We start from the raw sequence: 14,198 nt of genomic DNA, 5'->3' as shown, positions 1-14,198 counted from the left end.
TTTATGAAACACGCGATGTCCGATCTTGTCCACGCCCATCACGGTGGCTTTGTCATTGTGGCGGCGTTCGTATGTACGATTGGTGCAGCTTTGACTGTCGTGCTTCTGATGCGGTCCAAGGCATTGCGTAGAAGGCGACGTCAACTGCATCTGGGTCTTGCTGCAATGATTGCAGGGACCACTGTCTGGGCGACCCATTTTATCGGGATGCTGGGGTATAGCCCTGCTGACACGACCGCCTATGAACCCGTTCTCACGGGGCTATCACTGCTCATTGCTATCGGCGGCTGTACTGCGGCTGTCGCACTTGCGGCAATGCCGCAGATGCGATGGCGAAGCGTTGTGGGCGGCACGTTGTTCGGCCTGACCGTGACCGCAATGCATTACATCGGGATGGCAGCACTAAAGGTCCAGGGGCAGTTTGAATGGAATTCAGACCTCGTCATTCTGTCGATCGTTTTCGGCAGCGTGTTTGGCATGATCATGGTGCACCGCGTGATGCATCCTGTGACACGGTTTTGTTGGGCGGGTGCCACCGTTGCGATGGTTTTGTCGGTTTGCACCATGCATTTCACAGGGATGGCTGCGGCGACATTTGTCCCTGACCCCAGCTATATTGTGCCTGCGCGCTTGATTTCGAACTTTGTTTTAGGGTTCATCGTTTTGACGGTGGTGAGCCTGATCCTGTTGATCGGCTTCACCACGTTCGTCATTGAAACTGAAATGAGCGCGGATACGCAACGCAAGTTAAGCGATGCGGTGCGCCGCGATTTGCTGACGATGTTGCCAAATCGTTTGGGTTTTGCGGAACGTGCCGCGCGTCTGCAAAAACGGGTTGATCGGGGGCACCAAATCCGGATTGCGGTTCTGACGATTGATTTGGATTTATTTAAACAAATCAATGACACGATGGGACATGCGACAGGTGATATCGTGCTGCGACATGTCGCCGATCAAATGAATGCCGTGCTGCAGGATCATGAATTCATTGCACGTATTGGGGGGGATGAATTCGCGGCGTTGAAGTCGGATTTGACCGACCCAGATGACGCGCGCGAATTTGCCATGCGCCTGCAAACCGCTATTGGCGAACCGCTATATTTAGGCATGTCTGATCTGAAACTGGGGGTCAGCATCGGGATTGCGACGTACCCCGACGACGGGGATCAACTGGAAACGCTGCAACAATATTCGGATCTGGCAATGTATCAGGCCAAGGGCCAGTCGCGCAGCAAAATTGAGTTTTATGACAATGAAATCGAGCAACGCAAGCGAGAAAAACAGGCGTTAATGGGTGATCTTAGCAAGGCAATCGACCGGGAAGAGTTGTTTTTGCACTACCAATTCCAAAACAGCATCGTCAGTCACGCCATCATTGGCTTTGAGGTTCTGTTGCGCTGGCGACATCCTGAAAGAGGGCTGATTGGCCCGAATGTATTTATACCGCTGGCCGAGGAAACCGGCCTGATCAAAGACATCGGGATGTGGGTGATGCGGACGGCATGTCAGGAAGCTGCAACATGGAATCAACCTTATCCGATTGCTGTCAACGTATCGCCGCAACAATTGATCGAACCCGACTTTGTGACGCAGGTTCTTGCGATTTTGGACGACTGCCAGCTCGCGCCTGAACGCTTAGAAGTCGAAATCACCGAAGCCACTATCATTCAGGATCAAGACAACGCGCTTGCCGTGATGCATAAACTGAAATCGATGGGGATACGCATTGCGATGGACGATTTTGGCACCGGATATTCGTCGTTGTCGACCCTGCAGGCCTTTCCGTTTGATAAAATCAAAATTGACCGCAGCTTTGTACACAACGTCCATCAAAGTCGACAAAACGCTGCAATTGTGCGCGCCACGCTTTTGTTGGGTGGCGCGCTAGATGTGCCGGTTCTTGCGGAAGGGGCAGAGGTTGCAGAAGAAATCGCATTTCTAGCCGGAGAAAGTTGTGACGCGGTGCAAGGGTATTTCTTTGGCAAACCAATGCCAGTTGACGATGTTCGCGATGTTACAATGAAACAGGCCCGCGGACCGAAGATCGCTTAACCCGTTGGGCGGCTGTCTGGCAGACTTATCCGTGCCACTTGTTCAGCGATGGGATCGGTGCTGAGCGGATGTAGCGCGCTATCATAGTCCGAAGGTTCGCGAATGGGGGCCCATTCACGGTTGTGATAAACCTCTAACCCGCTGAATTTGGATTTATACTCCATCTTCGGCGATCCTGGCACCCAGTAGCCTAAATAGACATAGGGCAGGCCGAGGTCGATCGCGATGGCGATGTGGTCGAGAATGATGAACGTGCCCAGCGACGATCGTTCAAAGTCCGGATCGAAGAACGAATACACAAGGCTCAACCCGTCATCGAGAATATCTGTCAGGCATACGGCCCGCAAATCTTCTGTTTCTTTGTCGGTATATTCGATCAATCGGGACCGGATCGGGGTTTCTTCGACCATGGCTGCGAATTCGAACATGTCCATGTCGGCCATGCCACCGGACGCGTGACGGCTATCCAGATAACGCCGGAAAAGATCGTATTGCGCTTCAGTCGCCCAAGGCGACGTCGCGCGGCGTGACAGGTTCGTATTGCGGTTCCTGACGCGTTTTTGGGATTTTGTCGGCACAAAGTCCGCAACACGGATGCGCGCAGACATACAGGCCGAACATTCCGAACAAGACGGGCGGTAAAGCACGTTCTGCGACCGCCGAAATCCTTGTTTGGACAGGCTATCATTCAGACGCGTTGCGGTGTCACCTTGCAAAGCAGTGAACAACTTCCGTTCCATCCGGCCCTCAAGGTAAGGGCAGGGTTGCGGAGCCGTGACATAAAACTGCGGCGCAATGGGAAGCGTGTGGCGCATGGTACTCTGGCGAAATGAACTAGGGTGACGTTAGCAAGCAATATTGCACAAACCAAGCCCCCCGAAAATAGCGAGGTTCTTACAAAGCAATCTTATGCCGTTCTTTCGTGCAACCGCTCAAAAAAGGGGCGCCTTGCCCGGGGACACAGGCAAGGCGCGACGGGGATGGGGGGACACCCGTCTTAGGACGATGCGGACAATCTGCCTGCACGGTCATCCATAAACTGATCAAATTCAGTCGAGTCTTTCGCAGCGCGGAGGCGGTCCAAGAAATCTTCAAAGTTTTCTTGTTCGTGCTCGAGCCGTTCCAGCATTTCGTCGCGGTACCGGTCAAAGCTGGCGTTGCCGCTGCGCCGTTGGGCGGCTTCGGGGGAAACGGTTTTTACGGCTTCACCAAGGGCTGCCATATCAATGCTATTCCCCATTCCCGGTGCAAATCCACCGCGCCATGCAAGGATGGCTGCGATTGCGATACCTGCCGGCCAAAAGACATTCAGCGCGACAATGGTGACCGGAATAGCAAACCCTGCAAACAACACGGTTGATACAATTTGGACAGCGACCGGCATCTGTTGTGCGGGGGACGGTGTGTGGGTCATCGAAAAAATCCTAAATCAAATGGGGTCCCCGAAGGGACCCGTTGAACCATTAGTGAGAGGTTTCAGCAGAGTCGTCAGATTTGCTCTGATGACCACGTTCGTCCATAAATTGGTCGAATTCTGCTTTGTCTTTGGCTTCGCGCAGACGTTCGAGGAATTCCTCGAAGTTTGTCTGTTCTTCTTCCAAGCGGCGCAGCGTTTCGTCTTTGTACGTGTCAAAGGCTGCGTTGCCCGTGGACCGGTTCATGTGGACAGAATGTGACCCACGGTGACAGCGTTTCCGGCTGTGCGTGCCCGAAAATTTGTTGTTGATGACCATATAAGCCGTCATCGCCAGACCAACCGGCCAGAAAACAATATAGCTGCCGACCATTGCTGTGATCCATGCAGCCCGACCGCGTGCGTCCAACCACGCTTCGGTCCGGGCAAAAAAGCCAGGGGCCTGTGTGCCCATGGAAGACGTGGAGTTCAGGGTTGCGGTGTTCATCTCAAAATCCTTTGTGTGTAAGGTAGAGGGTCTTATGTTTATGCCCTTTACATTACTCAAGATGGGAGGTGTGGCGTATCCTTGCAAGGGATAATGTAAATGTATTTTACATTTCTCGAGATTAACTTGTAAAATCAGCTGTTTGCGCGTTTGAAATTTGCAGAAGTTCATCCGGATTGATCGGTAAAATGTGCCGTGGCGTGCCCGCTGCCGCATAAATAACGTCGAATTCCGCCAATCTAGGGTCCGCGAACGCCCGTATCGGGTTCAGGTGCCCAACGGGGGAAACGCCCCCGATGGCAAAGCCGGTTTGTTTGCGTATCAGCGCCGCGTCCGCTTTGCCGAGCGGTTCGCGTGCGACGCGGCTGGCCTTGTCCGCGTCTACCGTGTTACCACCCGCTGTCAGGAACAGGACCGCGTCACCGCTGTCCAAGCCTTGGAAGATCACGGATTTCGCGATCTGGTCCAAATGACACCCAGCGGCGTCTGCGGCTTGTTGCGCGGTTTTGGTCAGTTCGCCCATTTCCATGACGTCTGCTGTGATGCCTGCGGCCTCAAGGGCTGCTTTCACTCGTTTCAAGCTCTTGCTCATGGGACCGTCCTTGCCTAGCGTGGACGTCCAACACATCATCGCGTTTCCCTAAAGACAAGAGCTTCCCCATGAGTATCGCCGACCGGATGACCCGTTGCCCGCATCCGTATAATGCTGAACGGGGCGCGGATGCCTTGGCTGCGTTTGACGTATTACCGGATGGTTTGGCGGACCTGATCAGGGGCACGGCGGGGTCTAGTCCGTACCTTGCAGGTTTGCTGAAAAGCGAAGCGAATTGGGTCATCCCCGCAATGGATGATCCAGAGACGGCGGTCGCTGATATTCTGGCAGGAGTGCGCGGGTGTCAGGCTGCTGATCTGGCAGATCACCTGCGCCAAGCCAAACGCCGGATTGCGTTGATCACGGCATTGGCGGACCTGTCGGGCGTGTGGCCTTTGGCGACCGTCACCGGGACCATCACCGATTTTTCCTATGCCGTTGTTCATCAGTGCATCACACAATTGGTTGCTGCAGAAATCAAGCGCGGCAAGCTGCCGGGGATGGTCGATGCGGATGCCGCGACCGGGGCAGGGATGGTGGCGCTTGCGATGGGCAAGATGGGCGCGAGGGAGTTGAACTATTCATCCGATATCGACCTGATCTGTCTGTTTGATGAAACGCGGTTCGACCCTGACGACTACCACGACGCCCGCGCCGCATTTATCCGCGTGACCCGCAAGATGACGGCGATCATGCAGGATGTGACGAAAGGCGGCTATGTTTTTCGGACCGATCTGCGGTTACGCCCCGATGCGTCGTCCACGCCAGTCTGCATTTCGATGGAAACGGCCGAACGGTATTACGAAAGCCTTGGCCGCACATGGGAACGCGCCGCGTACATCAAGGCAAACCCCTGCGGTGGTGATCTCGCGGCGGGCATGCGGTTTTTGGATACGTTGCGCCCGTTTGTCTGGCGTAAGCATCTGGATTTTGCCGCGATCCAAGACGCGCATGATATGCGGTTGCTGATCAAGGATCATAAGGGGCTGGGCGGGACGCAATCGCTTGAAGGCCACAATATGAAGCTGGGGCAGGGTGGTATTCGCGAGATCGAATTTTTCACGCAGACCCGACAGTTGATTTCGGGCGGGCGTGATCCGTCATTGCGGACCCGCGAAACGGTGGAAGGGTTGCAGCGTTTGGCGGCCGCGGGCTGGATCACCGACGATAATGCAGCAGAGCTGACCGATCATTATGAATTCCACCGCGAAATCGAACATCGGTTGCAGATGATCAATGACGCGCAGACCCACACGTTGCCGACGACCGATGATGGCTTTGCCCGCTTGGCGGCGTTGATGGGGCGCGATGTGGCGGGGCTGCGGGCGGACATTCAGACGCGGTTGGACGCAGTGCATGAACTGACGGAAAGCTTCTTTGCGCCGGACGAGGTCGCAGCGGAAGACAATAGCGATTGGGGCAAAGACACCACAGACCGTTGGCCGACGTACCCCGCGTTACGATCGGACCGCGGGCAGGCGATTTTTGATCGGTTACGGCCTGATATTATGCGCCGTCTGGCGGCGTCTGCAAAACCGGACGAAGCGCTGGCGCAGTTTGACGGTTTTCTGGCAGGGCTTCCCGCAGGCGTGCAGCTGTTTTCGTTGTTTGAAGCGAACCCGCAGCTGACCCAGTTGATCGTGGATATTGCAGCAACGGCACCTGCCTTGGCCCAATATCTTTCGCGCAATTCAGGTGTTTTTGACGCCGTGCTGGGGGGATCGTTCTTTGGCGATTGGCCGGGTGCGGATGCGCTGACTGTTGAGGCGGGCAAGGTTCTGCAGGCCGCACCCGATTACGAGGCGCAATTGATCGCGTTGCGGCGTTGGGCAAAGGAATGGCATTTCCGGATTGGGGTGCATTTGTTGCGCGGTTTGACCGATACGCCCACAGCGGGGCAGCAATATGCGGACCTTGCGGCGGCCTCTATCGCGGCTGTGATGCCTGTGGTCGAAGTAGAATTTGCTCGGAAACACGGGGCCGCCCCCGGTCGTGGGGCTGCTGTTGTTGGGATGGGGTCGCTGGGTGCGCATCGTCTGACGGCGATGTCTGATCTGGACCTGATCGTGATTTACGATGCGGGCGAGGCCGAAATGTCCGACGGGCCGCGCCCGCTGGCTGTGCGACCGTATTTTGCGCGTTTGACACAGGCTTTGGTGACCGCACTTTCCGCGCCAATGTCCGAAGGTCGGTTGTATGAAGTGGACATGCGGTTACGTCCATCGGGACGGCAAGGGCCAGTGGCGACATCGCTGCCTGCTTTCAAGAGCTACCAATTGAACGAAGCTTGGACTTGGGAACATCTTGCGCTTACGCGGGCGCAACCGATTGTTGGGGACACCGGTCTGTGTGCTGAAATCACCGAATTTTTGGGTGTCGTCGTGGCCAAGCACCGCGACAAAGCGGGGATCATGACAGACCTGCGGGATATGCGGCGCCGGATCGCAGATGCGCGTGGAGACGGGGCCGCGTGGGATGCCAAGAACGGTGTAGGACGTCTGCAGGATTGCGAACTGTTGGCGCAAGCGGCTGCCTTACGTGCAGGTCAGGCGGTTATCGCGACGGAAGACCAGATTGCGGCGGGTGTCGCGGACGGGTGGCTCGATGCCGCGCAGGCCGATGCGATCCTGCGGGCGTATCGTCTATTCTCAGCGGTGCAGGGCGCTGCGCGTTTGTTGACAGGCGGGGTACTGGACCCTGAACAGATCGGTGTGGGCGGGTGCGCTGTGGTGCTACGTGAAACGGGGGCAGAGGACATGCAATCTCTTTTGACCCAGATGGATGATGCCGCGACACAAGCGGATGCGGCGATAACGGCGCTATTGGCAGGAGAGACTTAAATGGCTGAAAGAGATCCGCTCGACCCCAAGGGTCTGATCCGCGAAGCCTATAACATTGATGGCATTTCATCCTATGAGTGCCGGTCAATTTTTCTGGATTGGGCGTTGAGCCACAATAGCGACGACCACACGCCTGCCATTGAAAAGCTGCTGACCGCTTACGGGCCGGGGCGGTTGGATCATCCGATGACACAAACGCTGACGGCCGCATTGGCCGATGCCAGCCCCGCCAAACGACGGGGCGGGCGAGCTGCGAGATTAGCGCGTTAGTTTTGCGGCCTCGGCTGCGATAGCGGTGATGCCAGCCCAGTCGCCCGCATCAATCAAGTTCTTTGGGGCAACCCAGCTACCACCAACACAAAGCGTGTTCGACAGGCTCAGGTAATCCGGTGCGTTCTTCAATGAAACACCGCCTGTTGGGCAAAACTTCACCTGTGGGATCGGACCGCCGATACCTTTCAGGGCTGCGGCACCGCCATTTGCCTCGGCAGGAAAAAACTTCTGAACCCAATAACCGCGTTCCAGCAGGCGCATCGCCTCGGACGACGTCGCAATACCCGGAAGCAATGGCAAATCGTTGGCTTCACATGCGTCGAGCAGTTTGTCTGTCGCACCCGGAGAGACGCCAAATGTTGCACCCGCGGCCTTCGCATTTTCCACGTCTTTCGGCGTCAACAATGTGCCAGCACCGACAACGCCGCCTTCAACTTTTGCCATCTCGCGGATCACGTCCAACGCGGCTGGCGTGCGCAACGTGACTTCCAACGCAGGCAAACCGCCAGCAACCAGTGCTTTTGCGAGTTCTTCGGCAGTGTCGGCTTTTTCCACAACCAGCACAGGCACAACAGGTGCGAGGGCGCAAATGTCGGCGGCGGCTTGAGAGGCGTCTTGCGGTGTCATTGGTATCTCTTTCGTCTGCGTTACGTATTATGCGGCGGCAGTATCAGGCGCTGATGTCGCGGGAATTTTGTCCCCGTTTCTTTTGGCACCAAATATCCCCGCCGGAGGCATAAAAGTTAAACCACAACGCCTGCGCCTTCAGAGGCACGTCCAACGTTCTGGCGGAAGACCTCGAACAATTCGCGGCCAACCCCGTTTCCATTGCCAGTCAGGTCCGCAACCGCAAGGTCGCGTGTGTCCAGATCGACGCCGACTACATCAATGGTCCCGGACGTGGCGTCAAGGCGGATGATGTCTCCGTCTTGGATTTTCGCAAGCGGTCCGCCGTCTGCGGCCTCTGGGCTGACGTGGATTGCGGATGGGACTTTACCGGATGCGCCTGACATGCGGCCGTCGGTTACGAGCGCTACCTTGAGGCCCCGATCCTGCATGATCGACAGGGTCGGTGTCAGGCCGTGCAGTTCTGGCATCCCGTTGGACCGTGGTCCTTGAAAACGCACAACGATGATCGTGTCTTGGGCCAATTCGCCAGCCTTAAAGGCCGCTTTAACAGCGTCTTGAGTATGGAAAACCTTTGCCGGTGCTTCGACTATGTGCCGTTCTGGTGCCACAGCGGATGCTTTCATCACGCCGCGCCCAAGGTTGCCTGCCAGTTGCACAAGCCCGCCGGTGGTCGCAAACGGATCGGACACAGGGCGCACGATTTTTTCGTTCAAGCTTTTTTTCGCTCCGGCACGGTAGCTGACGCGTCCGTCTTTCAGTTCGGCTTCATTGCGGTAATGCGATAGCCCGTCGCCCGCGACGGTTTTCACGTCGTCGTGCAGCAGACCCGCATCGAGCAGGTCGTTGATCAGGTACTGAAGCCCACCCGCCGCGTGGAAGTGGTTTACGTCGGCCAGACCGTTTGGGTAGACCTTGGCCATCAAAGGCACGGCTTTTGAGATGTCATCGAAATCTTCGAGGTCGAGGATTACGCCAGCGGCGCGCGCCATGGCGGGCAAATGCAGGACGAGGTTCGTGGAACCGCCAGTCGCCATCAGACCCACAAGGCCGTTCACAAATGTCTTCTCGTCGAGAATATCGCAGACCGGACGGAATTCGTTGCCGAGGCTTGTGATTGCAGCGGCGCGTTCGGTGCCTGCAACGGTCAACGCATCGCGCAATGGCGTGTTCGGGTTCACGAATGACGCGCCTGGCAGGTGCAGCCCCATGAATTCCATCAACATCTGGTTGGTGTTGGCTGTGCCGTAGAAGGTACAGGTGCCCGGACCATGGTAGGCGGCCATTTCGGCGGCCATCAGTTCTTCGCGTGTCGCTTCACCGATGGCGAATTTCTGGCGGACTTTGGCTTTTTCATCGTTAGGCAGGCCGCTGACCATGGGACCTGCGGGCAGGAACACGGACGGGATGTAGCCAAACGTTGCGGCGGCAATCACCAGACCCGGAATGATCTTGTCGCAGACGCCAAGGTAAACTGCCGCGTCAAAGACATTGTGAGACAGGCCGACGCCCGCCGCCAATGCGATCACGTCACGCGAAAACAGGGACAATTCCATGCCTGTTTCGCCTTGGGTCACGCCGTCACACATCGCAGGCACGCCACCTGCAACTTGGGCCGTGGCCCCAACCGCGCGCGCGGCTGATTTGATCAGGTTCGGATATGTTTCAAACGGTTGGTGCGCGGACAGCATGTCGTTATATGCGGTGATGATCCCGATGTTGGGCGCTTTGCCTGCCGCCAGATCACCCTTTTGTTCGCCCATTGCCGCAAACGCGTGGGCTTGACCGCTACACGAAATATGCCCGCGACGCGGACCGTCAGAGGCGGCCTTTGCCATCAAATCCAGATAGGCCCCGCGTGTGGCTTCGCTCCGTTTGCGAATACGGTCTGTGACTGCGGCGATTTGGGAGTTCAGTGTCATGACGCACCTCTACGTTTGATTTGGTGCTCTCGTAGCAGGGTTTGTTAGCGCTAACAACAGTGTTCTTTGTCGCAGTCTGGCTGGGCTCTTTCCAAGGGACGGTGTTTCGCTGTAGGAGGCAGGTATGACAGATACAGCTTCCCCCACAGTGCGCCTGAACCCAAAGGGTGATGCCCGCGCAATTCGGCATGGTTTTCCATGGGTTTACGCAAACGAGGTGGTCATGGACCGCCGCACCAAAGGCATCAAGGCGGGCACGATCGCGCGGCTTGAAGATGCAGAACGCCGTCCGTTGGGGATGGTCGCGGTAAACCCGCAGTCGAAAATCATCTGCCGGATGTTGGACCGCGATGAAAATGCGGTGATTGATCAGGCGTGGTTCGCGGCGAAATTACAGCGTGCTTTGACACACCGTGAACGGATGTTTGCGGAACCGTTTTATCGGTTGGTTCATGCAGAAGCGGACGGACTGCCGGGTGTTGTAATTGACCGCTTTGGCGATACGGCTGTTGTGCAACCCAATGCGGCTTATGCGGATGCGAATATCGAGGCGCTTGTTGCGGCACTGGTCGATGTGACGGGTGTTGCGACCGTGGTGATGAACGGAACGGGGCGTGCGCGGACCTTGGAAGGTCTGGACGAACGCACCGATGTGATGGTTGGCCAGACGCCCACAGCGGCAATTCCGGTACAGATGAACGGCGCGACCTATATGGCGGATGTCATTGGTGGCCAGAAAACCGGTCTGTTCTTTGATCAACGTCCGAACCATGCGTTTGCGGCGTCGCTGTCCAAAGGCGCACGGGTCTTGGATGTGTTTTCACACGTTGGCGGGTTTGGTCTAGCAGCTTTGGCTGGTGGCGCGGCGTCTGCATTGGCCGTTGACGGATCGCAACCTGCCTTGGATCTCGCAGCACAAGGTGCTGAGGCGATGGGCGTGTCAGATAAGTTTACAACGCGTAAGGGCGATGCCTTTGACGTATTGACGAAACTGGCGGAAGAGGGCGAGACGTTTGACGTTGTGATCTGTGATCCACCCGCATTTGCGCCGTCGAAAAAGGCGATGGAAGCAGGCCTGCGCGCCTATGAACGTGTCGCGCGTCTTGCGGCACCTTTGGTCGCTGAGGGCGGCTATCTGGGGCTGTGTTCGTGTTCACATGCTGCGGATCTGACAAAATTCCGCAACGCATCGGCGCGCGGGATTGGCCGTGCAGGGCGTCGTGGTCAGATCATTTACACGGGCTTTGCCGGTCCTGATCACCCGTTGATGCCGCATCTGGCGGAAACAGGTTATCTGAAATCGGTCTTCTTCCGCCTGTGAGGGTCTTGGTCGACACCTGCGTTCTTTACCCAACAGTCATGCGCGAAGTCGTGCTTGGCTGTGCGCAGGCGGGCCTGTTTGAAGTTCGCTGGTCAGCACGCATTTTGGAAGAATGGGCGCGGGCAGCACGCAAGATCGGGCCAGAAGGGGAAACCTTGGCGCGTGGTGAAATCGCCGGTGTTTCTGCCCGTTTTCCGAATGCTGTGGTGGCCTATCCCGAAGACAAGCTGCGTCAGTTCTGGTTGCCCGACAAGGACGACATCCATGTGCTGACGGCCGCTGTTGTGGGGTCTTGCGACGCGATTATGACGGTGAACGTCAAGGATTTCCCGAAGGATGTGCTGGCCGAGAACGATCTGGATCGGCTTAGCCCTGACGTTTATCTCGTCGAGATGTTCCATCAAAACCCGGATGTGGTGCGAGGTGTCGGCGACGCGGTGTTGGCTGAGGCGCGACGGTTGTCAGGCGACGACTGGCAGATGCGGCCATTGATGAAGAAGGCGCGACTGCCGCGTTTGGGCAAAGCCCTAACGGCCTAAGCCTGCCATTTCGCAGCGTTTGCTTCAATCGCCGCGATCCGTTGGTCGGTCTTTGGGTGGCTCATGATCCACGCGGGAATTTTTGCGCCACGTGCGCCTGTCAGCGTTTCGAGCTTATGGAATAGCGAAATCTGCGGTGCGGTGCCGATGCCGGATTTGACGAGCAGGGCAGATGCGTAAGCATCAGCTTCAAATTCGTCCTTACGGGATAAACCTGCCGCCAAAAGCCGCATTGCATGTCCTGCGATCCAGTTGCCAATACCAAAAGGCAGGAACCGTCCCAGCACCATTGCGATCGCAGTGCGCGCGGCGTTCTGGCCGGAAAAGTCGATCATGCGGCGACGGGCATGGCCCAGTGCCACGTGCCCCAGTTCATGGGCAATCACGCTGGCCATTTCATCCGCAGACACCTTGCCCGCGCGGTATTTGTTGAAGAAACCACGCGTGATAAAAATCCGCCCGTCAGGGGACGCGAGGCCATTCACAGGTTCAATTTCGTAGATGTTGACCTTGATCTGTTTCAAATCCAACGCACCGGCCATTTGATCACAGAGCTGGCGTAGCATGGGATCGGTTAACGGCGTTGATTTCTGATCAAGCTCGCGCTGCGTCCGCCAAACGGAAAAGCGATACATGGCGAGGCCGTACAGAACGGCGAGCAAAATGGGGGCGAGGCGCAACATACCCTAGATATGGGGCGCGGGGGCGTGCGGGGCAAGCGCTGGATGTGTTGTTTTGGCAGATGACGTGCGTGGTGATTGTTAGCCCAGCGACTTCATACCTTTTGTCAGCCCTGCGATGGTCATAGGGACCATGCGATCTGCTCCGAAAATCTGTTGGATCATTTGGGTGGATTGGGTGTGGCGCCAATAGGCTTCGTTCAGGGGATTGATCCAAATGTGGTTGGGCCATTGGTCGCGGACGCGGGTCAGCCAGACTTCGCCGGATTCGGGATTGTAATGCTCATTCGCCCCGCCGGGGTAGGCGATTTCGTAGGGTGACATGGATGCGTCGCCGACGATGATGCATTTGTAGTCGGACCCGTAGGTGCGCATGATTTCATGGGTATCGGTCTGGTCGTTCCAGCGGCGGCGGTTGTCGCGCCAGACGCCTTCGTAAATACAATTGTGGAAGTAGAAATGCTGCAGCGTTTTGAATTCGGATTTGGCCGCTGAGAACAGTTCTTCGACCATTTTGATATGCGGATCCATAGACCCGCCGATATCGAGGAACAGCAGAACTTTGACGGCGTTGCGCCGTTCAGGGCGTGTTTTGACGTCGATGTAGCCGTTTTCGGCTGTGGCGCGGATGGTGCCGTTCAGGTCGAGTTCTTCGGCGGCCCCGTCACGTGCCCAAGACCGGAGGCGTTTGAGCGCGACCTTGATATTGCGGGTTTGCAGTTCAACCGTGTCGTCGAGATTGCGGAATTCGCGTTTGTCCCAGACTTTAACAGCGCGTTGATGGCGCGACTTGTCTTGGCCGATGCGGATGCCTTCGGGGTTGTAGCCGTAGGCGCCAAACGGTGACGTGCCCGCAGTGCCAACCCACTTGGACCCGCCTTGGTGGCGACCCTTTTGTTCTTCGAGCCGTTTCTTCAACGTTTCCATCAGCTTATCAAAGCCACCTAGCGCTTCGATTTCGGCTTTTTCTTCCGCACTCAGGTGTTTTTCAGCGAGCTTTTCCAGCCAATCTGCGGGCAGGTCGACGGCGTTCAAAACCTGATCTGTCGTGATGTTTTCCAACCCTGCGAAGGTTGCCCCGAATGCACGGTCAAAACGGTCGAGGTGCCGTTCATCTTTGACCATCACGGTGCGCGCTAGAAAGTAGAACGCGTCCACATCATAGGTCGCCAGTCCCGCCTGCATCCCTTCGAGGAAGGCCAGAAATTCGCGTAGGGTCACGGGGACCTTTGCCGCGCGGAGGTTTTCGAAGAAGGGCAGGAACATCGTTTAGATGCTGGCGCGTTCGATCAACACAAGTGCGAACATGCCAATGATGCCGCCCATGATCGCCAGCACGCCGCCCCATTGCAAAAGATCAAGCATCTTGCCGCCGCGCCGTTTGGCGCTGAGCGCCCCAAGAATGGCACCAATCAGAAGGCCGGAAAGGGGGTAAATCATCGCGCAAATCG

General features: G+C 56.8%; 14 protein-coding genes. 5 read left to right on the top strand and 9 right to left on the bottom strand.

The features are described 5' to 3' along the window. The first annotated feature begins 15 nt into the window (after positions 1–15). Entirely contained in the window at positions 16–2,052 is a 2,037-nt protein-coding gene (locus MWU61_RS13800) for a bifunctional diguanylate cyclase/phosphodiesterase (protein ID WP_247128958.1), read from the top strand. On the opposite strand, the gene MWU61_RS13795 is transcribed toward MWU61_RS13800, so the two are convergent. The 4 genes from MWU61_RS13795 to MWU61_RS13780 form a co-directional block, all read right to left on the bottom strand. Next, positions 2,049–2,867 carry an arginyltransferase gene (locus tag MWU61_RS13795; RefSeq protein WP_247128957.1) on the bottom strand — a complete coding sequence of 273 codons (819 nt, stop codon included), beginning with the start codon at positions 2,865–2,867 and terminating at the stop codon, positions 2,049–2,051. The genes MWU61_RS13800 and MWU61_RS13795 overlap by 4 nt on opposite strands. A 182-nt stretch (positions 2,868–3,049) precedes the next feature. Next, positions 3,050–3,466: a DUF2852 domain-containing protein gene (locus MWU61_RS13790; protein WP_247128956.1), complete on the bottom strand. Its 417-nt coding sequence runs from the start codon at positions 3,464–3,466 to the stop codon at positions 3,050–3,052. 49 nt (positions 3,467–3,515) lie between these two features. After that, positions 3,516–3,953 carry a DUF2852 domain-containing protein gene (locus MWU61_RS13785; RefSeq protein WP_247128955.1) on the bottom strand — a complete coding sequence of 146 codons (438 nt, stop codon included), beginning with the start codon at positions 3,951–3,953 and terminating at the stop codon, positions 3,516–3,518. 121 nt (positions 3,954–4,074) lie between these two features. Then, positions 4,075–4,545, bottom strand: a complete 471-nt coding sequence (locus MWU61_RS13780; protein ID WP_247128954.1) for a YbaK/EbsC family protein — start codon at positions 4,543–4,545, stop codon at positions 4,075–4,077. Between the two features lie 68 nt (positions 4,546–4,613). On the opposite strand from MWU61_RS13780, the gene MWU61_RS13775 reads away from it, so the two are divergent. Continuing rightward, on the top strand, positions 4,614–7,385 hold the full coding sequence (locus tag MWU61_RS13775; protein WP_247128953.1) for a glutamine-synthetase adenylyltransferase: 2,772 nt from the start codon (positions 4,614–4,616) through the stop codon (positions 7,383–7,385). Continuing rightward, positions 7,386–7,655 carry a hypothetical protein gene (locus MWU61_RS13770; protein WP_247128952.1) on the top strand — a complete coding sequence of 90 codons (270 nt, stop codon included), beginning with the start codon at positions 7,386–7,388 and terminating at the stop codon, positions 7,653–7,655. Here MWU61_RS13770 and eda read toward each other — a convergent pair. After that, complete coding sequence (eda, locus tag MWU61_RS13765; protein ID WP_247128951.1) at positions 7,644–8,285, bottom strand: bifunctional 4-hydroxy-2-oxoglutarate aldolase/2-dehydro-3-deoxy-phosphogluconate aldolase; 642 nt, start codon at positions 8,283–8,285, stop codon at positions 7,644–7,646. The genes MWU61_RS13770 and eda overlap by 12 nt on opposite strands. A 116-nt stretch (positions 8,286–8,401) precedes the next feature. Further along, the gene (edd, locus tag MWU61_RS13760; RefSeq protein ID WP_247128950.1) at positions 8,402–10,207 is read right to left on the bottom strand and encodes a phosphogluconate dehydratase; all 1,806 of its coding nucleotides are present in this window, start codon (positions 10,205–10,207) and stop codon (positions 8,402–8,404) included. A 124-nt stretch (positions 10,208–10,331) separates the two neighbouring features. Between edd and MWU61_RS13755 the strand changes: the two genes are divergently transcribed. Beyond that, the gene (locus MWU61_RS13755) at positions 10,332–11,528 is read left to right on the top strand and encodes a class I SAM-dependent rRNA methyltransferase (RefSeq protein WP_247128949.1); all 1,197 of its coding nucleotides are present in this window, start codon (positions 10,332–10,334) and stop codon (positions 11,526–11,528) included. After that, positions 11,525–12,067, top strand: a complete 543-nt coding sequence (locus tag MWU61_RS13750) for a PIN domain-containing protein (protein ID WP_247128948.1) — start codon at positions 11,525–11,527, stop codon at positions 12,065–12,067. Before MWU61_RS13755 ends, MWU61_RS13750 begins: the two co-directional genes overlap by 4 nt. Here the strand turns inward: MWU61_RS13750 and MWU61_RS13745 are convergent. The 3 genes from MWU61_RS13745 to MWU61_RS13735 all read right to left on the bottom strand — a co-directional run bounded on the left by MWU61_RS13745 (position 12,064) and on the right by MWU61_RS13735 (position 14,187). Then, positions 12,064–12,750, bottom strand: a complete 687-nt coding sequence (locus tag MWU61_RS13745; protein WP_247128947.1) for a M48 family metallopeptidase — start codon at positions 12,748–12,750, stop codon at positions 12,064–12,066. The two genes, MWU61_RS13750 and MWU61_RS13745, sit on opposite strands and share 4 nt — an antisense overlap. 78 nt (positions 12,751–12,828) lie before the next feature. Continuing rightward, positions 12,829–14,013: a VWA domain-containing protein gene (locus MWU61_RS13740; RefSeq protein WP_247128946.1), complete on the bottom strand. Its 1,185-nt coding sequence runs from the start codon at positions 14,011–14,013 to the stop codon at positions 12,829–12,831. Between the two features lie 3 nt (positions 14,014–14,016). Further along, a complete protein-coding gene (locus tag MWU61_RS13735; protein ID WP_247128945.1) occupies positions 14,017–14,187 on the bottom strand; it encodes a hypothetical protein in 171 nt (56 codons plus the stop codon). Positions 14,188–14,198 lie beyond the last annotated feature (11 nt).

Source organism: Loktanella sp. F6476L (assembly GCF_023015725.1).
Lineage (GTDB): Bacteria > Pseudomonadota > Alphaproteobacteria > Rhodobacterales > Rhodobacteraceae > Yoonia.
The sequence above is the reverse complement of the archived record's forward strand: the minus strand, read 5'-3'. Positions and strand labels throughout refer to the sequence as shown.

Coding starts and splice junctions, on each gene's coding strand:
- MWU61_RS13790 (WP_247128956.1), bottom strand. CDS start 3,466: ATGACCCACACACCGTCCCCCGCACAACAGATGCCGGTCGCTGTCCAA.
- MWU61_RS13745 (WP_247128947.1), bottom strand. CDS start 12,750: ATGTTGCGCCTCGCCCCCATTTTGCTCGCCGTTCTGTACGGCCTCGCC.
- MWU61_RS13740 (WP_247128946.1), bottom strand. CDS start 14,013: ATGTTCCTGCCCTTCTTCGAAAACCTCCGCGCGGCAAAGGTCCCCGTG.
- MWU61_RS13795 (WP_247128957.1), bottom strand. CDS start 2,867: ATGCGCCACACGCTTCCCATTGCGCCGCAGTTTTATGTCACGGCTCCG.
- MWU61_RS13775 (WP_247128953.1), top strand. CDS start 4,614: ATGAGTATCGCCGACCGGATGACCCGTTGCCCGCATCCGTATAATGCT.
- MWU61_RS13780 (WP_247128954.1), bottom strand. CDS start 4,545: ATGAGCAAGAGCTTGAAACGAGTGAAAGCAGCCCTTGAGGCCGCAGGC.
- MWU61_RS13770 (WP_247128952.1), top strand. CDS start 7,386: ATGGCTGAAAGAGATCCGCTCGACCCCAAGGGTCTGATCCGCGAAGCC.
- edd (WP_247128950.1), bottom strand. CDS start 10,207: ATGACACTGAACTCCCAAATCGCCGCAGTCACAGACCGTATTCGCAAA.
- MWU61_RS13735 (WP_247128945.1), bottom strand. CDS start 14,187: ATGATTTACCCCCTTTCCGGCCTTCTGATTGGTGCCATTCTTGGGGCG.
- eda (WP_247128951.1), bottom strand. CDS start 8,285: ATGACACCGCAAGACGCCTCTCAAGCCGCCGCCGACATTTGCGCCCTC.
- MWU61_RS13800 (WP_247128958.1), top strand. CDS start 16: ATGTCCGATCTTGTCCACGCCCATCACGGTGGCTTTGTCATTGTGGCG.
- MWU61_RS13785 (WP_247128955.1), bottom strand. CDS start 3,953: ATGAACACCGCAACCCTGAACTCCACGTCTTCCATGGGCACACAGGCC.
- MWU61_RS13755 (WP_247128949.1), top strand. CDS start 10,332: ATGACAGATACAGCTTCCCCCACAGTGCGCCTGAACCCAAAGGGTGAT.